Genomic DNA, 23164 nt, shown 5'->3' with positions numbered 1-23164 from the left:
AATTCCGGCGAGGCGCGCCGAGGGGCGCGCGGAGCACGGGGGGATCACCCATGTCGTCCGACACCGACCCGACCACCCAGGCCCGTCCCCCTCACTGGTGGACCCGGCCCCGCACCGTCCCCCCGCAGCCCACCGGGCCCGCCGAGCCCGCCGCGGGTGCCGAGTCCGGCGAGCCCGCCGGGCCCGCCGCGGGCGCCGAGCCCGCCGAGTCCGCCGAGCCCGGCGCGGGGACCGCGGGGGAGGCGGCGGCGCCCGGGAGTGCGGGCCGTTACGACCCCTGGGGCACGGCCGGGGTGCCCCTGCACTCGGTGGACGTCGGCGTCCCGCCGGTCAGGCGGGTGGTGGAGCTGCGGCACGTGGTCGCCGGGGCGCTCGTCCTGGCGCTGCTCGCCGGCGGGATCGGGGGCTGGCTCGGGGTCCTGGCCGAGCGGCGCAGCAGCACCCGGCTGGAGCTGCCGCAGGCCGGGCCCGGCACGGGCGCGCGGGCGCCCGAGAGCGTGGCCGGGATCGCCGCCGCGGCGCTGCCCGGCGTCGTCACCCTGCACGTGCGCGGCGGGACCGGCAACGGGACCGGCACCGGCTTCGTCCTCGACGGTCAGGGCCACATCCTCACCAACAACCACGTCGTCTCCGACGCCCGCGAGACGACGGTCACCTTCAGCACCGGCGAAGCCGTCACCGCCCACGTCGTGGGCCGCGACACCGGCTACGACCTGGCCGTGGTCAAGGTCGACGGGGTCAGGGGGCTGCGCCCCCTGCAGCTCGGCAACTCCGAGGACGTCAAGGTCGGCGACCCCGTCGTCGCCATCGGAGCCCCCTTCGACCTCTCCAACACCGTCACCGCCGGCATCATCAGCGCCACCGGCCGCCCCATCACCGCCGGCGGCGACAAGGGCGACGGCAAGGACGTCTCCTACGTCGACGCCCTGCAGACCGACGCCCCCATCAACCCCGGCAACTCCGGCGGACCGCTGCTCGACGCCGGCGGCCGGGTCATCGGGATCAACAGCGCCATCCGCGGCGCCGAGAAGGGCGACTCCGAACGCCAGGGCGGCAGCATCGGCCTCGGTTTCGCCATCCCCGTCAACCAGGGCAAGCGCGTCGCCGAGGAGATCATCCGCACCGGCCGCGCCACCCACCCCGTCATCGGCGTCACGCTCGACATGGGCTGGAACGGCGACGGAGCCCGGGTCGGCAGCCGCACGAGCGGCGGCCCGGCCGCCAAGGCCGGCATCCTGGACGGCGACGTGATCACCAAGGTGGACGGCCGGCTCGTGCACAGCGGTGACGAGCTCATCATCAAGATCCGGGCCCACCGCCCGGGTGATCCCCTGGCCCTGACCGTGGTGCGCGCGGGCCGCGAGCGCACCCTGGAACTCGTGCTCGGCTCGGCGAACGGTTCATGAAGACCACGCGGAATCCCGGAGCGCGGTACGGTCCCCCAGGCCGGGGCGGGTACCGTTGTCGTGGCCGGGAAGAAGACAGCCGAGGAGCGGCAAGGTGTTCAACGACATAGGCGCACTCGAACTCGTCACGATCGTGGTGCTCGCCATCCTCATCTTCGGTCCGGAGAAGCTGCCCAAGGTCATCCAGGACGTGTCCGGTGTCATCCGGAAGATCCGCGCGTTCTCCGAGAGCGCCAAGCAGGACATCCGCACCGAGCTGGGCCCGGAGTTCAAGGACTTCGAGTTCGAGGACCTGAACCCCAAGACGTTCATCCGCAAGCAGCTCAACGAGAACGAGGACCTCCAGGAGATCCGCAGCAGCTTCGACCTGCGCAAGGAGCTGAACGAGGTCACGGACGCGGTCAACGGCACCGAGCCCGCGGCCGCCCCCGTCCCGGCGAGCACCGGCACCACCACCGGCCCGGACCTGCTGAAGAAGCCCGCCGCGCCCGCGGCCGAGCAGCGCACCCCGTTCGACGCCGACGCCACCTGAGGCACGACCTTCCCGGAGTCGGGCATTCCGGTGGCTATCCTGCTCGGATGGAGACGACGAGCAGTAGCCGGGTGGGGGTGCAGCCCGCCGAGGCGCCCGCCGTACCCCCGCACGAACAGGCGACGCCGGAGCAGTCCGAGGCCGGTCCGGCAGCGGACGCCCCGGCCCCGGCCGAGCCCCGCGCGGTCCCCGCGGCCCGGCGCACGGTCGAGGGCTATCTGCGGGCGGACTTCCCCTGGTACGGCCTGGACGAGGCCTTCACCGGCCCCCGCTGGCTGATGCAGGTCGGCACCGCGGCCGACGGCACCGTCGAGCACGGCTCGGTCGGCCACGGCGACGAGCCCACCATCCGCAGCGAGGCCACCGGCGCCGAGCGAGAGCGCTTCGCGGTCGTGATCACGGTCGCCAGCAACCCCCTGCGCCGCAGCAGCGACGGCACGGGCGTGCTGGAGGCCACCTCCGTGTCCTCCGCGGCCTGGCTCGCCGGCTCCGGCCTGCTGGCGTACACCTGGCCCGGCCAGATGGACCACAGCCTGCGCAGCGACTGGCTGGAGCAGCAGACCGAGACCGCCTGGGAGCTCGCCGACGACCTCGACGGCTCCGACTGGTCCACCCTCTCCCTCCCCGTCGACGGGAAGCCCACGACCTTCCACTACCGCGAGTCGGAATTCGGCTGGGTACTGGCCGGCTCCACCGAGGAAGGCGTCCACCTCGGTGCGTACGGGCGCGGCCTGAGCGCCTACGGGCTCGCCTTCTGCGCCATCGACGACATCGCCGGCCGGTACGCCTGACGGTCGCGGAGCGGCCGGGCCACGGCCGCCGGACAAGCCGGGGCGGACGCCCCGGAAGCGACACGAAGGGGCGGGCGGTCCGACCGGACCACCCGCCCCTTCACCGCGTCCGCGGTCAGAACTTGTTGCGCGGCGTGATACCCAGGGACATGCCCGCCAGGCCCCGCTGACGGCCGCCCAGCTTGCCCGCGATCGAGCGCAGCGCGGCACCGGCGGGGGAGTCGGGGTCGGCCAGGACCACCGGCTTGCCGTTGTCGCCGCCCTCGCGCAGGCGGACGTCGATCGGGATCTGGCCGAGCACCGGCACCGTGGCGCCGACCGTCCGGCTCAGGCCGTCGGCGACCAGCTGGCCGCCGCCCGTGCCGAACACGTCGACCATCTCGTCGCAGTGCGGGCAGGGCAGGCCCGACATGTTCTCGACCACGCCGACGATCTTCTGGTGGGTCTGCACGGCGATGGAGCCGGCCCGCTCGGCGACCTCGGCCGCCGCCTGCTGCGGGGTGGTGACCACGAGGATCTCGGCGTTCGGCACCAGCTGGGCCACCGAGATGGCGATGTCGCCGGTGCCCGGCGGCAGGTCGAGCAGCAGCACGTCCAGGTCGCCCCAGAAGACGTCCGCGAGGAACTGCTGGAGCGCGCGGTGCAGCATCGGGCCGCGCCAGACGACCGGCGCGTTGCCCGGGGTGAACATGCCGATGGAGATGACCTTCACGCCGTTCGCGGACGGCGGCATGATCATGTTCTCGACCTGGGTGGGCCGGCCCTCCACGCCCAGCATGCGCGGCACGCTGTGGCCGTAGATGTCGGCGTCCACGACACCGACCTTCAGGCCGTCCGCGGCCATCGCCGCGGCCAGGTTCACCGTCACGGAGGACTTGCCGACCCCGCCCTTGCCGGAGGCGACCGCGTAGACCCGGGTCAGCGAGCCGGGCTTGGCGAAGGGCACCTCGCGCTCGGCGGTGCCGCCGCGCAGCGCCGCCGCGAGCTCCTTGCGCTGCTCGTCGCTCATCACGTCCAGGGAGACCTCGACGGAGGTGACCCCGGCGACCTTGCGCACGGCCTCGGCGACGTTCTTGGTGATCGTGTCGCGCATGGGGCAGCCCGACACCGTCAGGTAGACCGTCACGGCGACGGCACCGCCGTCGCCGATCTCCACCGATTTGACCATGCCGAGCTCGGTGATCGGCCGGTTGATCTCGGGGTCGTTCACCGTCGCCAGCGCGTCCAGGATCGCGTCCTGCTCGGGCACGGCGGCGGAGCTTGTGTCGGTAGCCATGACCCGATGGTACGGCTCGGTAGCATGCGGCCGGAAAGCCTCTCAGCGGTCGCCTTCGTCACGTTCCGCCGGGAACAGCCGCCGCTCGTCCATCTCCTTGATCAGGTCCTGGAACTCGGAGCGGATCCAGTCCCGGGTGGCCACCTCGCCCAGGCCCATCCGCAGCGCCGCGATCTCCCGGGTCAGGTACTCGGTGTCCGCGATCGACCGCTCGTTCTGCTTGCGGTCCTGCTCGTGGGTGACCCGGTCCCGGTCGTCCTGCCGGTTCTGCGCCAGCAGGATCAGCGGGGCCGCGTACGAGGCCTGCAGCGACAGCATCAGCGTCAGGAAGATGAACGGGTACTCGTCGAACCGCAGGTCGTCCGGCGCGAAGATGTTCCACAGCACCCACACCACGATGACCAGCGTCATCCAGACGATGAACCGGCCGGTCCCCAGGAACCGGGCGATCTTCTCCGACAGCCGCCCGAACGCCTCGGGGTCGTACTGCGGCAGCAGCCGGCGCCGCGCCGGCCGCGGCACGTCCAGCCGCACCCGCGACCGCGTCAGCGCGCTCGCGCCCGACACGACGGGGGTGCGCTGGCGCGCCCGCTCGGCGGCCTCCTCCTGCCGCTCCCGCTCCCGCTCGGCCAGCCCGTGCTCGCGCGCCACCCGGGCGGCCTCCCGGCGGGCCCGGATCTGCTCCCGGCGCCGCTCGCGCGCCTGCTCCTGCCCTCGGTCCTCAGCCACCGACGACCTCCTCGGGATGGAAGTCCGTCTCCCGCCAGTCGTCCGGCAGCAGGTGGTCCAGTACGTCGTCCACCGTGACGGCGCCCAGCAGCGAACCGCCCTCGTCGACGACCGGCACCGCGACCATGTTGTACGCGGCGAGATAGCTGGTCACCGCCTGCAGCGAGGCGTCCGGCCGCAGCGGCGGCAGGTCGGTGTCCACGATCGAGCTGATCAGCGTGAACGGCGGGTCCCGCAGCAGCCGCTGGAAGTGCACCGTGCCCAGGTACTTGCCCGTCGGGGTCTCGTCCGGCGGCCGGCACACGTACACCTGCGCCGCCAGCGCCGGCGACAGGTCCGCCTGGCGGACCCGGGCCAGCGCGTCGGCGACCGTGGCGTCGGGGCGCAGCACGATCGGCTCGGTCGTCATCAGACCGCCCGCGGTGTTCTCCTCGTACGACAGCAGCCGGCGCATGTCGGCCGCGTCCTCCGGCTGCATCAGCTCCAGCAGCCGTTCCTGGTCGTCGCGGGGCAGCTCGGACAGCAGGTCGGCCGCGTCGTCGGGGTCCATCGCCTCCAGGACGTCGGCGGCCCGCTCCTCCTTGAGCTTGCCGAGGATCTCGATCTGGTCGTCCTCGGGCAGCTCCTCCAGGACGTCCGCCAGCCGGTCGTCGTCGAGGGCGTTGGCCACCTCCGCGCGCCGCTTGGGCGACAGGTGGTGCAGCACGTTGGCGAGGTCGGCGGGCCGCAGCTGCTCGAACGTCGCCACCAGGCTCTCGGCGCCCTGCCCGTGCTCCTCCAGGGAGAAACCGGTGACCGCCGACCATTCCACCGTCAGCGTCTCGCCGCGGCGGCGCAGCGCGCCGCCCTTGCCCTTGCGGACGAAGATCTTGTCGATCTCCCAGTCGCGGCGGGCGGGCAGCTGCTGGATGGCCACGTCCAGCACGGTGGCCTCCTCGCCGGTGGCCACGAGCGTCACCCGGCGGTCCAGCAGTTCGCCGAGGACCAGCCGCTCGGTGGGCCGCTGCTCGAAGCGCCGCATGTTGACCACGCCGGTGGTGATGACCTGGCCGGACTCCACGCCCGTCACCCGGGTCATCGGCAGGAAGATCCGGCGCCGGCTGACCACCTCGACCACCAGGCCGAGCAACCGCGGGGGGCGTCCGCCCACCCGGAGCATCGCCACCAGGTCGCGCACCCGGCCGACCTGGTCGCCGTTGGGGTCGAAGACCGGCACTCCCGCCAGATGCGAGACAAAGATCCGCGGGGCGCCTGCTGCCATCCCGTGCGCCTCCTCGATCGAATGCCACCGGCGTCGTCCACCGTCGTGCGGGCGGCCGTGGCCGTCCCTGCCGACCCTCAGGCTACCCCTGCCGCCCGGATCCGCCCTGGTGGGGCCGTCCGCCCGGGCCACGGGTCCGGTCGGCCGGGCGGTACGCTGCCTGCGGCCGCCCCCACGACGACGAGAGGCACCTGCCCGTGACCGCGTACTTCCCCGCCGTTCGGCTCCGCCGGGCCGCCTCCGTGGGCGCCCTGTGCGTGGGCCTGGCCGTGACCGGTACGGGCTGCGGGGCGGACCCCGACGAGGGCACCAACGGGGTCGGCAAGCTCTCGGCCGACCAGATCGAGGACAAGGCGCAGGCCGCGGCCAAGGCCGCCGACTCGGTGCACCTGTCCGGGACCCTCGTGGTGGGGGGCAAGTCCTTCGCGCTCGACATGCGGCTGAAGTCCGACGGCGGTTCGGGCGAGGTGAAGTCGCCGGAGAACACTTTCCAGGTGCTGCGGGTGGGCGACGCGCTCTACCTCAAGGCGGACGCCGCCTTCTGGGGGCAGTCGGCCTCGGCGGGGAAGCTCACCGACAAGTACGTGCGGGTGCCCGAGAGCGACCCGACGTACAAGCAGTTCCGCGGGTTCACCGACATGCACGTGCTGCTGGACGGGCTGCTGGGGCTGGAGGGCAAGCTCAGCAAGGTGGAGGACTACACCAAGGTCGGCCCGACCCGGGCCGTGCAGGTCACCGCCGACCAGGGCAAGGGCGGCAAGCTGTCGGTCTCCCTGCAGGGCACCCCGTACCCGCTGCGGATGGAGCGCGCCGGCGGCGCCGGCCGGGTGGACCTCGCCGAGTGGGGGCAGGCCTTCCAGATCAACCCGCCGGCCCAGGACCAGACGGTCGACTACGGCTCCCAGTTGCCGACGACCAAGGACCAGGCAGGCGGCTCCGGCGGCTCCGGCACGGGCTCCTCCGCCAAGCCGGGCACGGACCAGAAGTCCACCACCGGGCAGGGCTCGAACCCGGGCGGATGAGCGGCCCCGGCCGGGCGGCTCAGCCGCGCGCGGCCTTCTTCCGCTTCAGCAGCAGCTTCGGCAGCGCCGCCGGCACCGGCCGCCGGGTCGTCGCCGGGCTCGGCAGCGGATGCGCCGCCAGGTGCCCCGTGGGCAGGTCGGTGCGGACCTCCACGGGCTCCAGCCGCAGCAGCCGGCACTCCCGCGCCCAGCGCTCGGTCATCTCCTCCGAGTCCGGCGCGTTCAGCCGCTTGCCCTTGAGCTCGGCGACCGCGGCCTCCCAGCTCTCGCTGCGCGGGGGCAGTTCGCGGACGGCCGCCGTCCACGCCACCAGCCGGCCGCCCTTGTCCTTGCTGCGCACCGTGACCTCGGCGGTGCCGCCGTCGGCCAGCCCCGGGAACGGCTGCTCCCCGGGCCCGTCGCCCAGCACGTGCGCCGCGCCGTCCACCCAGGCGTGCCACAGCGCCCGGTCGGGCCCGGTGCCGCGGACCCAGATGAGCCCGGACTTCTTCGTGGCCTCCTCGACGAGGGCCAGCGGGAAGGTGCTGTCAGTCATGCGCACAGCGTAGGTGGCTACAGCCAGCCGTTGCGCCGCAGGGCCCGGTGGATGAAGAAGCACGCGCCGACGATCGCGCCCATGACCGTGGGATAGCCGTACTCCCACTGCAGCTCCGGCATGTGCTCGAAGTTCATCCCGTAGACGCCGCAGATCATGGTGGGGACGGCGATGATGGCCGCCCAGGAGGTGATCTTGCGCATGTCCTCGTTCTGCGCGACCGTGGCCTGCGCCAGGTTCGCCTGGAGGATCGAGTTCAGCAGCTCGTCGAAGCCCACGACCTGCTCGTGCACCTTCGCCAGGTGGTCGGCGACGTCCCGGAAGTACTTCTGGATGTCGGGGTCCACCAGCCGCATCGGCCGCTCGCTGAGCAGCTCCATGGGCCGCAGCAGCGGCGAGACCGCCCGCTTGAACTCCAGCACCTCGCGCTTGAGCTGGTAGATGCGGCCCGCGTCGGTGCCGCGCGGACTGCCCTTGGCGGGTGCGGCGAAGACGGCGCTCTCCACCTCGTCGATGTCGTCCTGCACGGCCGCCGCCACCGCGACATAGCCGTCCACCACGTGGTCGGCGATGGAGTGCAGGACCGCCGACGGGCCCTTGGCCAGCAGCTCGGGGTCGCCCTGGAGGCGGTGGCGCAGGCCCTTGAGGGAGCCCTGGCCGCCGTGCCGGACGGTGATGACGAAGTCCGGGCCGGTGAAGCACATCACCTCGCCGGTCTCCACGACCTCGCTGGTCGCGGTCAGTTCGGCGTGCTCGACGTAGTGGATCGTCTTGAAGACGGTGAAGAGCGTGTCGTCGTAGCGCTCCAGCTTCGGCCGCTGGTGGGCGTGGACCGCGTCCTCCACGGCCAGCGGGTGCAACCCGAACTCGGCCGCGATACCGGCGAATTCCGACTCGGTGGGCTCGTGCAGGCCGATCCAGGCGAAGCCGCCCTCGTCCCGCACGCGGCGCATCGCCTCACGCGGGGTCAGGCACGTGGTGCCCTGCTGGCGGCGGCCGTCGCGGTAGACCGCGCAGTCCACCACCGCGCTGCTCGCCGAGGGGTCGCGGGTGTGGTCGTAACCGGGCTGGACGGGGGTGGACTTGCGCAGCGCGGGACGTACGACTGCGCGCAGGTCACGGATCATCGACATGGCAGGCTCCTTCGCACGCGCGGTTGCGGTCCGCACGGGTGGGAGACCCTCCGCCGGACCGCACGGGCAGGCAGCGGAAGGACACAGGACGGGTGTCGATCAGAAGATCAAGATCAGAAGCACGGCGCCGGGCGGGAGGCGCCCGTGGTGGGGTGGTCGGTACTGCACGATCGACTTCGATCCATCGCAGCCCCACCTCCTCCGGCCGGTCCCCCGTAGGGGATGTCCTGTGTCCTGGGGCGTGACCGGCTCCACCAGCCCGTGCTGGGAGTCATCTCGAACGCACGCCCCGACCAGCGGTCAACACTATCAGCCGACAGTTGGTCAAAACCCAGGCTTTACCCGCTTCATATGAGATCTATGCTCGCGACATGGCAGATCTTCTGGCAGTCGTCGAGGCCCGGCTGCGTTCCGCATTGGGGGAGCCCGACGCCCGGGCCGCCGTCACCTTCCTCGGTACCGACCGCATCGAGGTGCTCCGCTTCCACGCCGGGGACCTCGTGCGCTACGCGACCCTCGGCATGTCCGCGCACCCCATGACCGACCCGACGGACATGGTCGCCGACCCGGTGCGCGGCCCGCGCGCCGAGCTGGTGCTGACCGTACGGGCGGGGCTGGCCGACACCGACAAGGTGCTCCGGCCGCTCGCCGTACTGGCCGCGTCGCCTCAGGTCGAGGGCCTGGTCGTGGCGCCGGGCGCCTCCTTGGACGTGGGCGATCCGCTGTGGCCCGGGGCGCCGTTCTCCTCCGTGCTCGTGGCCGAGTCCGGCGGGCTGGTCGAGGACCTGGAGCTGGATCCGCCGATGGATCCGGTCCGGTTCCTGCCGCTGCTGCCGATGACGGCGAACGAGGCGGCGTGGAAGCGGGTGCACGGCGCGGCCGCGCTCCAGGAGCGGTGGCTCGCGCGGGGCACCGATCTGCGGGATCCTCTGCGTACGTCCGTCGCGTTGGACTGACCGCCGCCACCGGGGGTACGCATCGCATCCGGACGGGTGATCGTCCCTTGACGCGGCGGCGGCCGGGGAGGAGCGTGGCTTCTTATGAGGGGCGAACCGAGTTGCCCGAAGTGCGGTGGCCGGGTCAGGGCGCCCGGTCTTTTCGCCGACTCCTGGCAGTGCGCGGTGCACGGGACCGTTCACCCCCTGCAACCCGTGATCCCGCCCAGCGTCGAGGCCCTCACCGTCGTGGTGCGGCGGGCCCAGGTGCCGGTGTGGATGCCGTGGCCGCTGCCGGTGGGGTGGCTCTTCACCGGGGTCGCCCAGGCGGGCGACGACCGCAGCGGGGCCCGCGCCACGGCGGTGGCCTGCTCGGGGCCCGGACCGCTCGGGGGCATGGGCGAACTCCTCCTCGTCGCCGAGGAACTCGGCGTGGGGCTCGGCGCGCGGTACGCGGGCATCGACGGGCCCGACCCGGGGCCGTACATCGACGTGTCGGGACCGCCCGCGGCGAAGATGCTCGCGGCGGGGCGGCCCACGCCGCTGTGGCACGTGCGGGGGGTGCCGGAGGACCGCGCGGTGTTCGCGGGCGAGGCGCGCGGGCTGTGGCTGTGGGCGGTGGTGTGGCCGGAGAAGTCGGGGCTCTTGATGTACGACGAGCTGGTACTGGCGGATCTGCGGGACGCCGGGGCCGAGGTGGAGATGGTGCCCTGCGGGGCACTGAGCCCGCGCATCCTTTAGCGGGGCCGGGGGCCGGGGGCCGGGGCGGTGCTCGGCCGGGGCCGGGTCGGCCGTGTGCGGCCCCCGCCCGGTCGCTGGGGTGGGTCGTGGGGCCGGTTATGCTGGAGTGTCCCCCCGTTCGTCCTGACCCTGGAGCCGTGCCGTGCGCATCGATCTGCACGCCCACTCCACGGCGTCCGACGGGACGGACACGCCCGCCGAGCTGGTGCGCCGTGCGGCCGCCGCCGGGCTGGACGTCGTCGCGCTCACCGACCACGACACCGTCCGCGGTCACGCCGAGGCCCTTGCCGCGCTGCCGGCCGGGCTCACGCTGGTCACCGGGGCCGAGTTGTCGTGTCGCCTCGACGGGGTCTCGCTGCACATGCTGGCGTACCTCTTCGACCCGGCCGAGCCGGAGTTCGCGCGCGAGCGGGAGCTGGTGCGGGACGACCGGGTCCCACGGGCCCACGCGATGATCGACAAGCTCGTCGAGCTCGGCGTGCCCGTCACCTGGGAGCAGGTGTCCCGGATCGCCGGCGACGGCTCGGTCGGCCGGCCGCACATCGCGACCGCCCTGGTCGAGCTGGGCGTCGTACCGACCGTCTCGGACGCCTTCACCCCGCACTGGCTCGCCGACGGCGGCCGTGCCTGGGCGCCCAAGCACGAGCTGGACCCGTTCGAGGCGGTGCGGCTGGTCAAGGCGGCCGGCGGGGTCGCCGTCTTCGCCCACCCGGCGGCCGTCAAGCGGGGCCGGACCGTCCCGGAGAGCGCGATAGCCGAGCTGGCCGACGCCGGGCTGGACGGCATCGAGGTCGACCACATGGACCACGACGCGGACACCCGCGCGCGGCTGCGCGGCCTCGCCGGGGAGCTGGGACTGCTGACCACCGGGTCGAGCGACTACCACGGCAGCCGCAAGACCTGCCGGCTCGGTGAGTACACCACCGACCCGGAGATCTACGGCGAGATCACCCGCCGGGCGTACGGCGCCTTCCCCGTGCCCGGCGCGGGCGGACCCGCCGCCGGCTGAGCCCTCGGGCCTGCGGGGCGTGTCGCGGCCACCGCGTCGTCCCGTCCCCTCCGTCACCCTCCCGCGGCTGCCGCCGCCTGCGCGTGCTGGTGCCGCGCCCCGGGGGACGCCGCCGACCGGTGCGCGGACCCTCCTCCTTCGTACGACCACTCCTGCAAGGCTTCCTCGTGTTCGATTTTGCTGTCTTCGGATCCCTCTTTCTCACCCTTTTTGTGATTATGGACCCCCCGGGGATCACGCCGATCTTCCTCGCGCTGACGTCGGGGCGTCCCGCGAAGGTGCAGCGGCGCATGGCCTGGCAGGCGGTGTGCGTCGCCTTCGGCGTGATCGCCGTCTTCGGTGTCTGCGGGCAGCAGATCCTCGACTACCTGCACGTGTCGGTGCCGGCGCTGATGATCGCCGGTGGTCTGCTGCTCCTGCTCATCGCGCTCGACCTGCTGACCGGCAAGACCGACGAGCCCAAGCAGACCAAGGACGTCAACGTCGCGCTCGTGCCGCTGGGCATGCCGCTGCTGGCCGGGCCGGGTGCGATCGTGTCGGTCATCCTGGCCGTGCAGAAGGCGGACGGGTTCGGCGGGCAGCTGTCGGTGTGGACGGCGATCGTGGCCATGCACGTGGTGCTGTGGCTGACGATGCGGTACTCGCTGGTGATCATCCGGGTGATCAAGGACGGCGGTGTGGTGCTGGTGACCCGGCTGGCCGGCATGATGCTGTCCGCGATCGCCGTGCAGCAGATCATCAACGGTGTGCTCCAGGTGGTCCGCGGCGCCTGACGCGGGGCGCGGGCGGCGCGGGCGCGCGAGCGGGTGCCCCGGCCGTCCCGGACGGACGAAGGCCCCGCCCGGATCGGATCCGGGCGGGGCCTTCGGCGTAGGTGTCAGGAGGACGCGGACCCGGCCGGGCGGATGAGGATGCGCTGGCCGATCGCGGCGGCCTGCTGCACGATCCCGTTGACGGAGGCCGCGTCCACGACGGTGCTGTCCACGGCGGCCCCGTCGACGTCGTCCAGGCGCAGAATCTCGAAGCGCACGGCTTCTCCCTTCGTCGGTGTTCTCCTCGCACTGGGGACAACGAAGTGTAGGACGCAAACATTCCCTACGCTAAAGAAATTTTTTCCTTGGCTAACTAGCTTGGCTCGGGGCGGTCGCCGGCGGCCGCCGCCCAGAACTCCGTCAGGGCCCGGGCGGTGGCCCCGGGGTCCTCGGCGTTGGGGGAGTGCGCGGTGCCGGGGATCACCTGGCGCCGGGCGCCCAGGCGCTGAGCCATATCGTCCAGCAGCGGGAGCGGCCACGCGTAGTCCACGGCGCCGGACAGGACCAACTTTGGCAGGTCCACCTCCGCCAGCTCGGCCACCCGGTCCTCCTCGGAGATCAGCACCCGGCCGGTGGCGATCAGCTGCTCGGGCACGGTGCCCAGCCAGCGGGCGCGCAGGAAGGCCGTGAGCTCGGGGGAGTCCAGGGCGGCGTCCGGCTCCTGCGCGCGCATCGCCTCCCAGACGGCCGGCATGTCCTCGCGCAGCATCTCCAGCGCGGCGATCAGCAGCTTGGTGCGGGCCTGCTGGTCGGGGGTGATGGCGGCGGGGCCGCTGCTCATGAGGGTCAGGCTGGTGAACGCGGCCGGCTCGCGGAGGACGGCGGCGCGCGAGACCAGACCGCCGAAGGAGTGGCCGACGAGGTGCAGCGGCCCCTCCGCCCGCAGCGCCGCGGCCTGGGCGAGGAGATCGTGGGCGAGCTCGTCCAGGGCGTACGCCGCCTCGTCGCGCGGGCCCGGACTCTGGTACTGGCCGCGGCCGTCGACGGCGACGACGCGGTGGCCGGCGGCGGCCAGCGGTTCGAGGAGCCCGATGAAGTCCTCCTTGCTCCCGGTGAACCCGGGCACGAGCAACGCCGTCCCGAGCTCGGCCCGGCCGGCCTCGTGCACGGCGAAGTCGCCGCGGGCGGTGCGGAGGGTGTACGCCCGGGCGGATCCAGGCAGGTCCAGGAGGGGAGGCTTACTCATGCCCCCGAGGCTACCGGCCCGTAACCCCGCGCGGTCCGCACCCTGCGCGCCCGGCCGGAGCACTTCCGGCTTCGCCGCGGGGGGCCCGGGTACGGCGGCGGCCCCGCACTTCCTGGGGAAGGGCGGGGCCGTCGGGGTGGGTCAGGACTCCGGGGAGTCCGCGGCCTTGCGGGTGCGGGTGCGGCGGCGCGGGGCCGTGGCCTCGGTCGCCTCCGCCGGGGCCGCCTCGGCGACCTTGCGGGTGCGGGTGCGTCGGGGCTTGGGCTCCTCCGTCGCGGTGGCGGTCCCGGCCTCGGTGACCGCCGGCTCCGCCACCTTGCGGGTGCGGGTGCGTCGGGGCTTGGGCTCCTCCGTCGCGGTGGCGGTCCCGGCCTCGGTGACCGTCGGCTCCGCCACCTTGCGGGTGCGGGTGCGTCGGGGCTTGGGCTCCTCCGTCGCGGTGGCGGTCCCCGCTTCGGTGACCGTCGGCTCCGCCACCTTGCGGGTGCGGGTCCGGCGCGGCTTCGGCTCCTCCGCCGCGGGCTCCGCCGCGGGCTCCGCGACGGGGGCCGGGGTCACGGCGGCCGGGGCCTCGGCCTGGGCCGGGACGGACGCCGTCGCGTTGACGCGGGTGCGGCGGCGGCGGGGCTTGCGGGGTTCGGTCCCCGCCTCCTCCACCGGCGTCACGGGAGCCGCCACGGCCTCGGCCGCGTCCACGGCGGGCGCCGCCGCCGGGGCGACCTCCGCCCCACCGCGGGTGCGGCGCCGCTGGCGCGGCGTACGCGTGCGGGCCGGACGCTCCTCGACGGCCGGGGCCGCAGCGCCTCGGCGGCCGCGTCCCCCGCGGCCACCCGGCTCGCCCAGGTCCTCGATCTCCTCGGCCGCCAGGCCCGCGCGGGTGCGCTCGGCCCGGGGCAGCACGCCCTTGGTCCCGGCCGGGATGTTCAGCAGCTCGAACAGGTGCGGGGACGTGGAGTACGTCTCCTCCGGGTCGTTGAACGGCAGGTCCAGCGCCTTGTTGATCAGCTGCCAGCGCGGGATGTCGTCCCAGTCGACGAGCGTGACGGCCGTACCCGACGCGCCCGCGCGGCCCGTACGGCCCACCCGGTGCAGGTACGTCTTCTCGTCCTCCGGCGACTGGTAGTTGATCACGTGCGTGACGCCTTCGACGTCGATGCCGCGCGCGGCGACATCGGTGCAGACGAGCACGTCGACCTTGCCGTTGCGGAACGCGCGCAGCGCCTGCTCCCGGGCGCCCTGGCCCAGGTCGCCGTGGACCGCGCCGGAGGCGAAGCCCCGCCGCTCCAGCTGCTCGGCGATGTCGGCCGCCGTCCGCTTGGTCCGGCAGAAGATCATCGCGAGCCCGCGGCCCTCGGCCTGCAGGATCCGGGCGACCATCTCCGGCTTGTCCATCGAGTGGGCGCGGAACACGTGCTGCGTGATGTTCGCGACCGTCGCACCCTCGTCGTCCGGCGCGGTGGCGCGGATGTGCGTGGGCTGCGACATGTAGCGGCGGGCGAGGCCGATGACGGCGCCCGGCATGGTCGCCGAGAACAGCATCGTCTGGCGCTTCGCCGGCAGCAGGTTGATGATCTTCTCGACATCGGGCAGGAAGCCCAGGTCGAGCATCTCGTCGGCCTCGTCCAGGACCAGGGCCTTGACGCGCGAGAGGTCGAGCTTCTTCTGGCCGGCGAGGTCCAGCAGGCGGCCGGGGGTGCCGACGATCACGTCGACGCCCTTCTTCAGCGCCTCGACCTGGGGCTCGTACGCGCGGCCACCGTATATGGCCAGGACGCGGACGTTGCGGACCTTGCCCGCGGTGAGCAGGTCGTTCGTCACCTGGGTGCACAGCTCGCGCGTCGGGACGACGACGAGGGCCTGCGGGGAGTCGGTCAGCTGCTCGGGCCTGGCCCGGCCGGCCTCGACGTCCGCGGGGACGACGACACGCTCCAGGAGGGGGAGGCCGAAGCCCAGCGTCTTGCCGGTACCGGTCTTCGCCTGGCCGATGACGTCCGTGCCGGAGAGGGCGACGGGAAGGGTCATCTCCTGGATGGGGAAGGGGGACACGATGCCGACGGCTTCAAGGGCTTCGGCGGTCTCGGGAAAGATCCCGAGGTCTCGGAACGTAGTCAGGGTGCTGCCTCTTCTGTGAGACGCGGCGCGAGGCGGCGAGAGGGGGGTCGTACCGTGCCTGGCTTGCAGTACTACTACGTACGAAGCTGCGCGGGACCACTGCCTTCGCTCAAGCGCTCGTGCCGCTGAGGGGGCCCCTCGTGGCAGTGGCACGCACGAACGTGCAACCACGCGGAGGGCGGTCGGTTGGAGCCGATCGGGCCACCGACCGGGCATCCTCATTCGGATGGCCCGCCGAGTATTCGGCAGGCGCTATAGCACTGTACCCCGAAATCCCGCAGGTGTGTCCGGCGAATTCATCACGTCGGCGTCCGGACCGTGACTGACCAGGTGCTTCCCGGGCCCGCCCGGCGGGCTATTGTGCGGAGCATGTCGACCGTAGATAACGCATCGCCCGCCGACGAGGGGCTCACCGGAATCGCCGCCCAGTCCTGGGACCAGGCCTCCGCCTCCCCGCAGTACCGGGCCGCCGTCGTGGACCTGCTCGGCGCGCTGGCGTACGGCGAGCTCGCGGCCTTCGAGCGGCTCGCCGAGGACGCGAAGCTCGCGCCGACGCTCGCCGACAAGGCGGAGCTGGCGAAGATGGCCTCTGCCGAGTTCCACCACTTCGAGCGGCTGCGGGACCGGCTGACCGCGATCGACGCCGAGCCGACCGCCTCGATGGAGCCCTTCGCCAAGGGCGTGGACGACTTCCACCGCCAGACCGCTCCCTCGGACTGGCTGGAGGGCCTGGTCAAGGCGTACGTCGGCGACTCGATCGCCAGCGACTTCTACCGCGAGGTGGCCACCCACCTGGACGCCGACACCCGCGCCCTGGTGCTGGGCGTGCTGGACGACACCGGGCACGGCCACTTCGCCGTGGAGAAGGTGCGCGCCGCGATCGAGGCCGACCCTCGGGTCGGCGGCCGGCTCGCCCTGTGGGCGCGGCGGCTGATGGGCGAGGCGCTCTCGCAGGCCCAGCGGGTCGTCGCCGAGCGCGACGCGCTGTCGACCATGCTGGTCGGCGGCGTCGACGGGATGGCGGCCGGCTTCGACCTGGCGGCCGTGGGCGAGATGTTCGCCCGCATCACCAAGGCCCACACCAAGCGCATGGCGGCCCTCGGCCTCGCGGCCTGACGCGGCCCGTACGGGCCCCGCGCCCGTGCTGCGACGACGGCCCCGGCGGACCACGTCCGCCGGGGCCGCCGTGTGTCAGGAGGGCCGGCCCGACCCGCCGTCAGCCCCCCGACGGAAGCGAAAACGGAGCCCTGCGGGCGGCTCGCCCCGCTCCCGCCGCCGGGCGCAGCAGCAGGGACAGCACCACGGCCGAGACCAGGACGGCGCCCACCAGCGTGGCGGTGAGCGTGTGGTGACCCGGGCCGAGGGCGAAATGCGTGAGGTACGCCCCGAAGAGCGCTCCGGCCACACCGCTGACCAGCACCGTCCACGCGGCGGGCAGCCGCCGGGCCAGCGCTCTGACGGCCAGGCCGGACAGGGCGAGGCCGAGCACAGCGGCGCCGAGCGCCTCCAACAGCAGCATGAGGTCCCTCCCATGCGTCAGGGGCCAACCGGATCACTGCGGTCCTACCCGAAGCGGAAGAAACGGAAACGGCCCGGTGGAACAACCACCGGGCCGTGTCACAGCAGTTCGGCCGCTTCTCAGACGGCGCCGAAGCCGACCTTGCGCTGCGTGGGCTCGCCCAGGTCGACGTACGCGAGGCGGTCCGCCGGCACCAGCACCTTGCGGCCCCGGATGTCGGTCAGGCTCAGCAGCGACGTCTTCCCGGAGAGGGCGTCGGCGACGACCGCCTCGAGCTCCTCGGCGCCCTGGTCGCTCTCCAGCACGATCTCGCGGGGTGCGTGCTGCACGCCGATCTTGACCTCCACGGCTATGTCCCTCCGACGGTCCGGTTCGCGCGACTGTCCGCGCCGTACGCCGCCCACATTAGCCCGGAGAGAGGACACCACATGCCTACGGCGGACACGCTGCGAGCGAACAGCGCCCCGCGGCCGTCAGTGGCCTTCGCTGCCGTGCAGCGGGAAGCCGGCGATACCGCGCCAGGCCAGGGAGGTCAGCAGCGACACCGCCGTGTCCCGCTCGACCGGGCTCTCGCTCGACAGCCAGTAGCGGGCCACCACCTGCGACACCCCGCCCAGGCCCACGGCCAGCAGCATGGACTCGTCCTTGGACAGCCCCGTGTCCTCCGCGATGACGTCGGAGATCGCCTCCGCGCACTGCAGCGAGACCCGGTCGACCCGCTCCCGCACCGCCGGCTCGTTGGTCAGGTCGGACTCGAAGACCAGGCGGAACGCGCCGCCCTCGTCCTCCACGTAAGCGAAATAGGCGTCCATGGTCGCCGCGACGCGGAGCTTGTTGTCCGTCGTCGAGGCGAGCGCCCCGCGCACCGCCTGCAGCAGCGCCTCGCAGTGCTGGTCCAGCAGCGCCAGGTAGAGGTCGAGCTTGCCGGGGAAGTGCTGGTAGAGCACGGGCTTGCTGACCCCGGCGCGCTCGGCGATGTCGTCCATCGCCGCCGCGTGGTACCCCTGCGCCACGAAGACTTCCTGGGCCGCGCCCAGCAGCTGGTTGCGTCGGGCTCGGCGCGGCAGTCGCGTGCCCCGCGGGCGCGCCGCCTCGGTCTGCTCGATGGCTGTCACGCCGCCTCCCACTTTCTCTAAGAACACAGTGCGCTGTGCGCCGGCCGCCATCGTACTTTTCGGTAACCGAATCTGGGGGGTCCGGACCGAGATTTCTCGCGGTGCGGACGGTCGCCGGGGACGCTCCCGGCCTGGTCAGCGCCCGGCCCGAGCACGGCCGGGCCGGGGCTTGCGACCTCGTCCGCCGCCCGTCAGCGGTACTCCTCCTCGTCGAGCGTCACCACTCTGGCCTGCTCGGCGGCGTCGGCGTCCGCGGCCTCCGCGGACTCGCGCCCCGTGAGCGGGTCGTCGCCGCGCGGGCTGAGCTCGGTGTGCTGCTCCGCGGCGTCCGCCTCGGGCGCCTCCGCGTCCAGCGCGTCCGGGACCTCGTCCAGGAAGGTTTCCGGCTCGTCAGGGTCGACACTCATACCGCTCCCCTCTTTCCATCGCTCAGTACGAGCCTAGGAGGTGGCGCAAGGCAGCGCTATGCGGACCTGTGACCGCGAACACAGCGGTTCGGGCGTGATCGTCTCGTAACATTGCCCCCATGTCTTCGACCGAGCTGCCGGGTGTACGGGCCGCCGCCACCGTGACCTCCCAGGTGAACGCGGTCCGGGTGGCCGAGGGGGAGCAGCTGCGCCGGGTCGCGCTGCCCGGGCTGACGCTCACCGTCCGGTCCCGTCCGCCCGCCCGCACCGGTCTGCCGCCCGCCCTGTTCGTCCACGGACTCGGCGGCTCCTCGCAGAACTGGTCGGCGCTGATGGCCGAGCTCGAGGACAGCCTCGACGGCGAGGCCGTCGACCTGCCCGGCTTCGGCGACTCGCCGCCGCCCGCCGACCGCGACTACTCCGTCACCGGCCTCGCCCGGGCGGTGATCCGGCACCTCGACGCCGCCGGCCGCGGACCCGTGCACCTGTTCGGCAACTCCCTCGGCGGGGCCGTCGCCACCCGGGTCGCGGCCGTCCGCCCGGACCTCGTGCGCACCCTCACCCTGGTCTCGCCGGCGCTGCCGGAACTGCGGGTGCAGAGGTCGGCCGTGCCGACCGCCCTGCTCGCGCTGCCCGGCGCGGGCCCCTTCTTCTCCCGGCTCACCCGGGACCTGACGGCGGAACAGCGCACCCGCGGCGTGATGGGGCTCTGCTACGGCGACCCCTCCCAGGTGACGCCGGAGGCCTTCCGCCACGCCGTCGAGGAGATGGAACGCCGCATGGCGCTGCCCCACTTCTGGGAGGCCATGACCCGGTCCTCGCGCGGCATCGTCGACGCGTACACGCTCGGCGGCCAGCACGGACTGTGGCGCCAGGCGGGCCGCGTGCTCGCCCCGACCCTGCTCGTCTACGGCGGCCGGGACCAGCTCGTCTCGTACCGCATGGCCCACAAGGCGGCCGCCGCCTTCCGCGGCTCCCGGCTGGTGTGCCTGCCCGCCGCCGGGCACGTGGCGATGATGGAGTACCCCGAGATCGTGGCGTCGGCCTTCCGTGACCTGCTCCGGGACACGGCCGCGCGCCGGGACGGCGAGGGCTGACAGCGGTGGGACGACATAGTCGCAAAAACCCGGCCCCGGCCCGGCCCCGCACCCCGGAGCCGGAACCGGCGGCCGCCCCGGGCGGCAGTCGCCGGCCCGCCGCACCCGAGGCGGGCCACGACCCCTACCACCACCACGCTCCGCCGCAGTACCAGCAGGCTCCCCCGCAGTACCAGCAGGCTCAGCAGCAGTACCAGCAGGCTCCGCCGCCGTTCGACCTCGGGTACGGGGCGTCCTACCCGGGCTCCCACGAGGCCTTCGCCCCGTCGTACGAGCCGTCGTACGAGCCGTCCTACGACGCCTTCGCCCCGGCCCCCGAGCCGTCCTACGACGCCTTCGCCCCGGCCCACGGGCCGTCCTACGACGCCTTCGCCCCGGCCCACGGGCCCGCGTACGACGCCTTCGCCCCGGCCTCCTACGACCCGTACGACGCCCACGACCCGTACGACGCCCACCACTCCTACGGCACCGCGTCGTACGGCACCCGCGACCGCGACACCTCCGCAGGCCACCCGCAGCACGACGAACCGGGCCCCGGCCGGGGCCGCGCCCCCGGCCCCGACCTGGCCGACCCCGACGACGTCTGGGGCGCCGCGCCCGTCCACGGCCCCGGTCACCAGGACGCCGGCGCCCGCTACGGCGACTGGCGCGGGGTGCCCCGGGTCACCCTGCCCGGGCAGCGCACGGCGGCGACGGCCAGGCCCGCCGGAGCGGACCCCGTCACCTCCACCGGCGCCCACCGCCGGATCCCGGCCCCGGCCGAAGCGCCCGAGACGGCCACCGAGGCGGCCACCGGGACCGCTCCCGGGACCGCTCCCGCGACCGAGGCGCAGCGGCAGCCGAAGCCGGTCCACCGCGGCGGGAAGATCGCCAGGTACACCGGCGTGGCGGCGGCCGCCGTCACCACGGTGCTCGCCGTGGTCGTCGCCGGGCAGGCCGCCCTGGACGGCGACGGCGGCCCGCTGAGCGCCCACGCGCCCGGCGACGACGCGCGCGACCGAGCCGCGCCCGGCCGCTCGCCGGCCTCCCGTTCCGACGACCGGCCGACCCCGACCCCGCCCCCGGCCCAGGCCGTCCCCCCGCAGGCCCCGCCGGAGAAGACGTACGAGCAGAAGATGGCCGAGGTGTTCGCGCTCGACGGCGGGCTCAAGGGCCCGAACACGTTCGACACCGTGCAGACCGGCGCCAAGGGGCCCGGCAAGGGCCAGGCGGTCCGCTACCGCGTCGACGTCGAGCAGGGCCTCGGCCTGGACGGGGACCTCTTCGCCGAAGCCGTCCAGCGCACCCTCAACGACCCCAGGAGCTGGGCGCACGACGGCGCGATGAGCTTCGAGCGGGTGCCGTCCGGCGAGGTCGACTTCGTGATCACCCTGGCCAGCCCCGGCACCACCGGCGTCTGGTGCGCCAAGTCCGGCCTGGACACCACCGTCGACAACGTCTCCTGCGACTCCGCCGCCACCGACCGCGTGATGATCAACGCCTTCCGGTGGGCCCAGGGCTCGCCGACGTTCGGCCAGGAGCAGATGTTCGCCTACCGGCAGATGCTCATCAACCACGAGGTCGGCCACCGGCTCGGCCACGGCCACGTGAACTGCCGCACGCCCGGCGCGCTCGCGCCGATCATGCAGCAGCAGACCAAGTCGCTCGACATCGACGGCGTCAAGTGCAGGCCCAACCCCTGGGTGTACCCGGGCGAGTGAGGCCCGGGCCGCCGTCGTGGCCCCGGCCGTCGCCCCGGCCCGCCGGGTGCGGCTAGCGCGGTCGAACGCGACCCGTACGGGAAAGTTACGACTCTTCACCCCTTCCGGTGGCGCGGCGGACAACCGTCCGTCGCGCCACCGGCACATCCGCTTGAGTTCTCCCCGCGGCGGGTCGCCGGGCCGACGGTGACCGCCTCAACGGGAGAACGGGGGTGTCGCCGGTGCGGATCGGACTGCTCACCACGGGTGAGAGCAGGCTGTGGTGCGACCGGCTCGTGCGCGGGCTTCCGCAGCACGAGTTCGAGCTCTACGCGATGCACCACGAGCCCGGCCCGCACCCCGAGGCGGGGGCGGAGCGGGCGGTCGTCGCACACACGGCCGAGCTGTGGGCCCCGCCCGAGGGCCGCGCCCGGCGGCGGCCGGGCCGCCGGGCGCGCCGGCGGTTCGCGGAGCACCTGGGCCGGCTGATGACCGGCGTCTGCGCCGCCGACGGCCCCGCCTTCACCGACGGGCTCCACGGACTGGCCGGCCTCGCCCGCGACCACGGCGGGCTCGGCGCGGCCCTGCGCTCGGAGCCCGCCCTGCGCGTGGTCGAGGCCGCCTGCCGGGTCCCGGGCGTGAGCCGCACGGCCGCGGCGGCGACGGTGGCGGACCTGCTCGCGTTCACCGACGAGCTGGAGCGGGCGCTGCGCCCGCTGTCGCTGGACTGGTACGAGTCGCTGGGCGCCGCCGACGTCTGCCATGCCGCGGGCGGCGGCGTGCCGGCCCTGCCCGGACTGGTGGCCAAACGCTTCTTCGGGCTGCCGCTGCTGGTCACCGAGTACGGCGTCCCGCTGCGCGCGCACTACCTGCGCGGCCCGCACGGCCCCGCCGGCCGGCCCGCCGTCCGGGCCCTGCTCGCCGGGTTCCACCAGCGGCTGGCCGCCGAGGTGTACCGCGAGGCGGACCTGCTCACGCCCGGCAACGCGCACGTACGGCGCTGGCAGGAGCGGTGCGGCGCACCGCGGGACCGGCAGCGGACGGTGTACCCGGGGATGGAGGCGGACCGATTCGCCACCGTCGGCGAGGCCACCGAACAGGGCGACCCGGACACCGTGGTGTGGGTCGGCAGGGCGGAACCGGCCAAGGACCTCATCGGGCTGCTGCACGCGTTCGCGGAAGTCCGCCGGCACGCGCCGCAGGCCCGGTTGCGGCTGTTCGTCACGGGCGCCGCCCGCGCCTACCTGGCCGACTGCCGGTCGCTGGCCGCCCAGCTGTTCCCCGACGAGGCCGCGGACGCGGTGAGCGCCGGGGAGAGCCCGGTCGGCTTCGAGGAACTCGGCGGCCCGGAGGCACCGACCGCCGCCGAGGCGTACGGGACGGGCCGGATCGCGGTGCTGTCGTCCGTCGTCGAGGGCTTCCCCGTCGGCCTGGTCGAGGCGATGCTCAGCGGCCGGGCCACCGTGTCCACCGACGTCGGGGCGGTCCGCGAAGTGGTGGGCGGCACCGGGCTGGTGGTGCCGCCGCGCAACCCGAAGGCCTTCGCCGACTCCTGCCTGGCCCTGCTGAAGGACCCGGAGCGGGCGCAGCGGCTGGGGGCCGCCGCGCGGGCCCGGGCGCTGGAACTGTTCGACGTGGAGCAGACGGTCGCCGCCTTCCACGAGTCCTACCTGCACCTGGTCGCCCACCGCGCCCCGGCGCCGGCGGCCACCCCCTTCGCCGCCCCGCCGGAGGCCCGCGTCCCGGGCCACTGGACCACCCCGACCTGGGCCGCAGCCCCGGAGGCCGCCGTATGACCACGACCTGGCAAGGGCCGGACCCCGCGCCGCAGGGACCACGGCACCGCGGGGCGCCGGAGCCGCGACAC

The 23164-nt window shown here is 73.8% G+C and carries 24 protein-coding genes; 12 read left to right on the top strand and 12 right to left on the bottom strand.

What is annotated here, in order from left to right; all coding sequences use genetic code 11:
- Positions 1-50: 50 nt before the first annotated feature.
- From LG632_RS15720 to LG632_RS15710, 3 genes are all read left to right on the top strand, one after another.
- Positions 51-1406 carry a S1C family serine protease gene (locus LG632_RS15720; protein ID WP_226727803.1) on the top strand — a complete coding sequence of 452 codons (1356 nt, stop codon included), beginning with the start codon at positions 51-53 and terminating at the stop codon, positions 1404-1406.
- Between the two features lie 94 nt (positions 1407-1500).
- A complete protein-coding gene (locus LG632_RS15715) occupies positions 1501-1938 on the top strand; it encodes a sec-independent translocase (RefSeq protein ID WP_226727801.1) in 438 nt (145 codons plus the stop codon).
- Positions 1939-1985: 47 nt separating this feature from the next.
- The gene (locus LG632_RS15710; RefSeq protein WP_226727798.1) at positions 1986-2729 is read left to right on the top strand and encodes a hypothetical protein; all 744 of its coding nucleotides are present in this window, start codon (positions 1986-1988) and stop codon (positions 2727-2729) included.
- A gap of 115 nt (positions 2730-2844) precedes the next feature.
- Here LG632_RS15710 and LG632_RS15705 read toward each other — a convergent pair whose 3' ends face one another.
- The 3 genes from LG632_RS15705 to LG632_RS15695 form a co-directional block, all read right to left on the bottom strand.
- Positions 2845-4005, bottom strand: coding sequence for an Mrp/NBP35 family ATP-binding protein (locus LG632_RS15705; RefSeq protein ID WP_264201849.1), 1161 nt, complete (start codon positions 4003-4005; stop codon positions 2845-2847).
- Between the two features lie 42 nt (positions 4006-4047).
- Complete coding sequence (locus LG632_RS15700) at positions 4048-4572, bottom strand: DUF1003 domain-containing protein (RefSeq protein WP_226727831.1); 525 nt, start codon at positions 4570-4572, stop codon at positions 4048-4050.
- A 154-nt stretch (positions 4573-4726) separates the two neighbouring features.
- Positions 4727-5995 (bottom strand): magnesium transporter MgtE N-terminal domain-containing protein, encoded by a 1269-nt coding sequence (locus tag LG632_RS15695; RefSeq protein ID WP_226727794.1) that lies wholly within the window; start codon positions 5993-5995, stop codon positions 4727-4729.
- 197 nt (positions 5996-6192) lie between these two features.
- Here LG632_RS15695 and LG632_RS15690 point away from each other — a divergent pair, with 197 nt between their 5' ends.
- Positions 6193-7017: a hypothetical protein gene (locus LG632_RS15690; protein WP_226727793.1), complete on the top strand. Its 825-nt coding sequence runs from the start codon at positions 6193-6195 to the stop codon at positions 7015-7017.
- A gap of 19 nt (positions 7018-7036) precedes the next feature.
- Here LG632_RS15690 and LG632_RS15685 read toward each other — a convergent pair whose 3' ends face one another.
- Positions 7037-7552: a hypothetical protein gene (locus LG632_RS15685; RefSeq protein ID WP_226727790.1), complete on the bottom strand. Its 516-nt coding sequence runs from the start codon at positions 7550-7552 to the stop codon at positions 7037-7039.
- 17 nt (positions 7553-7569) lie between these two features.
- Entirely contained in the window at positions 7570-8685 is a 1116-nt protein-coding gene (locus LG632_RS15680; RefSeq protein WP_226727787.1) for a magnesium and cobalt transport protein CorA, read from the bottom strand.
- Between the two features lie 371 nt (positions 8686-9056).
- On the opposite strand from LG632_RS15680, the gene LG632_RS15675 reads away from it, so the two are divergent.
- The 4 genes from LG632_RS15675 to LG632_RS15660 all read left to right on the top strand — a co-directional run bounded on the left by LG632_RS15675 (position 9057) and on the right by LG632_RS15660 (position 12143).
- Complete coding sequence (locus tag LG632_RS15675; protein ID WP_226727785.1) at positions 9057-9641, top strand: suppressor of fused domain protein; 585 nt, start codon at positions 9057-9059, stop codon at positions 9639-9641.
- 84 nt (positions 9642-9725) lie between these two features.
- On the top strand, positions 9726-10361 hold the full coding sequence (locus LG632_RS15670; protein WP_226727782.1) for a DUF6758 family protein: 636 nt from the start codon (positions 9726-9728) through the stop codon (positions 10359-10361).
- A 142-nt stretch (positions 10362-10503) separates the two neighbouring features.
- Positions 10504-11370, top strand: a complete 867-nt coding sequence (locus tag LG632_RS15665) for a PHP domain-containing protein (RefSeq protein ID WP_226727779.1) — start codon at positions 10504-10506, stop codon at positions 11368-11370.
- 167 nt (positions 11371-11537) lie between these two features.
- Positions 11538-12143 (top strand): MarC family protein, encoded by a 606-nt coding sequence (locus LG632_RS15660; protein ID WP_226727778.1) that lies wholly within the window; start codon positions 11538-11540, stop codon positions 12141-12143.
- Positions 12144-12247: 104 nt separating this feature from the next.
- Here the strand turns inward: LG632_RS15660 and LG632_RS15655 are convergent, their stop codons facing one another.
- From LG632_RS15655 to LG632_RS15645, 3 genes are all read right to left on the bottom strand, one after another.
- Positions 12248-12400, bottom strand: a complete 153-nt coding sequence (locus LG632_RS15655; RefSeq protein WP_226727777.1) for a DUF8834 family protein — start codon at positions 12398-12400, stop codon at positions 12248-12250.
- A 95-nt stretch (positions 12401-12495) separates the two neighbouring features.
- Positions 12496-13368 (bottom strand): alpha/beta fold hydrolase, encoded by an 873-nt coding sequence (locus LG632_RS15650; RefSeq protein WP_226727775.1) that lies wholly within the window; start codon positions 13366-13368, stop codon positions 12496-12498.
- 141 nt (positions 13369-13509) lie between these two features.
- Complete coding sequence (locus LG632_RS15645; protein WP_226727774.1) at positions 13510-15390, bottom strand: DEAD/DEAH box helicase; 1881 nt, start codon at positions 15388-15390, stop codon at positions 13510-13512.
- A gap of 459 nt (positions 15391-15849) precedes the next feature.
- Here LG632_RS15645 and LG632_RS15640 point away from each other — a divergent pair, with 459 nt between their 5' ends.
- Entirely contained in the window at positions 15850-16596 is a 747-nt protein-coding gene (locus LG632_RS15640) for a ferritin-like fold-containing protein (protein WP_226727771.1), read from the top strand.
- Positions 16597-16696: 100 nt separating this feature from the next.
- On the opposite strand, the gene LG632_RS15635 is transcribed toward LG632_RS15640, so the two are convergent.
- From LG632_RS15635 to LG632_RS15620, 4 genes are all read right to left on the bottom strand, one after another.
- Positions 16697-16999, bottom strand: a complete 303-nt coding sequence (locus LG632_RS15635; RefSeq protein ID WP_374203489.1) for a hypothetical protein — start codon at positions 16997-16999, stop codon at positions 16697-16699.
- Between the two features lie 119 nt (positions 17000-17118).
- Positions 17119-17346 carry a DUF3107 domain-containing protein gene (locus LG632_RS15630; protein WP_226727768.1) on the bottom strand — a complete coding sequence of 76 codons (228 nt, stop codon included), beginning with the start codon at positions 17344-17346 and terminating at the stop codon, positions 17119-17121.
- 126 nt (positions 17347-17472) lie between these two features.
- Positions 17473-18114 carry a TetR/AcrR family transcriptional regulator gene (locus LG632_RS15625; protein ID WP_226727765.1) on the bottom strand — a complete coding sequence of 214 codons (642 nt, stop codon included), beginning with the start codon at positions 18112-18114 and terminating at the stop codon, positions 17473-17475.
- 191 nt (positions 18115-18305) lie between these two features.
- Positions 18306-18521, bottom strand: a complete 216-nt coding sequence (locus tag LG632_RS15620; RefSeq protein ID WP_226727763.1) for an Rv3202a family protein — start codon at positions 18519-18521, stop codon at positions 18306-18308.
- A 119-nt stretch (positions 18522-18640) separates the two neighbouring features.
- On the opposite strand from LG632_RS15620, the gene LG632_RS15615 reads away from it, so the two are divergent.
- The 3 genes from LG632_RS15615 (at position 18641) to LG632_RS15605 (ending at position 23093) form a co-directional block, all read left to right on the top strand.
- Complete coding sequence (locus LG632_RS15615) at positions 18641-19618, top strand: alpha/beta fold hydrolase (protein WP_226727761.1); 978 nt, start codon at positions 18641-18643, stop codon at positions 19616-19618.
- A gap of 5 nt (positions 19619-19623) precedes the next feature.
- A complete protein-coding gene (locus LG632_RS30565) occupies positions 19624-21318 on the top strand; it encodes a DUF3152 domain-containing protein (RefSeq protein ID WP_226727758.1) in 1695 nt (564 codons plus the stop codon).
- 221 nt (positions 21319-21539) lie between these two features.
- A complete protein-coding gene (locus LG632_RS15605; protein ID WP_226727756.1) occupies positions 21540-23093 on the top strand; it encodes a glycosyltransferase in 1554 nt (517 codons plus the stop codon).
- Positions 23094-23164: the final 71 nt, after the last annotated feature.

Origin of the sequence: Streptomyces antimicrobicus (genome assembly GCF_020532625.1) — a bacterium.
GTDB classification, from domain to species: domain Bacteria; phylum Actinomycetota; class Actinomycetes; order Streptomycetales; family Streptomycetaceae; genus Streptomyces; species Streptomyces antimicrobicus.
Note: the sequence above shows the minus strand (reverse complement) of the source record. Positions and strands in the feature narration are given on the sequence as shown.

Bases quoted from the DNA above. Each gene is read 5' to 3' on its own strand.
- LG632_RS15720 (WP_226727803.1), top strand. From the start codon at position 51: ATGTCGTCCGACACCGACCCGACCACCCAGGCCCGTCCCCCTCACTGG.
- LG632_RS15710 (WP_226727798.1), top strand. From the start codon at position 1,986: ATGGAGACGACGAGCAGTAGCCGGGTGGGGGTGCAGCCCGCCGAGGCG.
- LG632_RS15705 (WP_264201849.1), bottom strand. From the start codon at position 4,005: ATGGCTACCGACACAAGCTCCGCCGCCGTGCCCGAGCAGGACGCGATC.
- LG632_RS15695 (WP_226727794.1), bottom strand. From the start codon at position 5,995: ATGGCAGCAGGCGCCCCGCGGATCTTTGTCTCGCATCTGGCGGGAGTG.
- LG632_RS15685 (WP_226727790.1), bottom strand. From the start codon at position 7,552: ATGACTGACAGCACCTTCCCGCTGGCCCTCGTCGAGGAGGCCACGAAG.
- LG632_RS15680 (WP_226727787.1), bottom strand. From the start codon at position 8,685: ATGTCGATGATCCGTGACCTGCGCGCAGTCGTACGTCCCGCGCTGCGC.
- LG632_RS15675 (WP_226727785.1), top strand. From the start codon at position 9,057: ATGGCAGATCTTCTGGCAGTCGTCGAGGCCCGGCTGCGTTCCGCATTG.
- LG632_RS15670 (WP_226727782.1), top strand. From the start codon at position 9,726: ATGAGGGGCGAACCGAGTTGCCCGAAGTGCGGTGGCCGGGTCAGGGCG.
- LG632_RS15650 (WP_226727775.1), bottom strand. From the start codon at position 13,368: ATGAGTAAGCCTCCCCTCCTGGACCTGCCTGGATCCGCCCGGGCGTAC.
- LG632_RS15645 (WP_226727774.1), bottom strand. From the start codon at position 15,390: ATGACCCTTCCCGTCGCCCTCTCCGGCACGGACGTCATCGGCCAGGCG.
- LG632_RS15640 (WP_226727771.1), top strand. From the start codon at position 15,850: ATGTCGACCGTAGATAACGCATCGCCCGCCGACGAGGGGCTCACCGGA.
- LG632_RS15635 (WP_374203489.1), bottom strand. From the start codon at position 16,999: ATGCTGCTGTTGGAGGCGCTCGGCGCCGCTGTGCTCGGCCTCGCCCTG.
- LG632_RS15620 (WP_226727763.1), bottom strand. From the start codon at position 18,521: ATGAGTGTCGACCCTGACGAGCCGGAAACCTTCCTGGACGAGGTCCCG.
- LG632_RS15615 (WP_226727761.1), top strand. From the start codon at position 18,641: ATGTCTTCGACCGAGCTGCCGGGTGTACGGGCCGCCGCCACCGTGACC.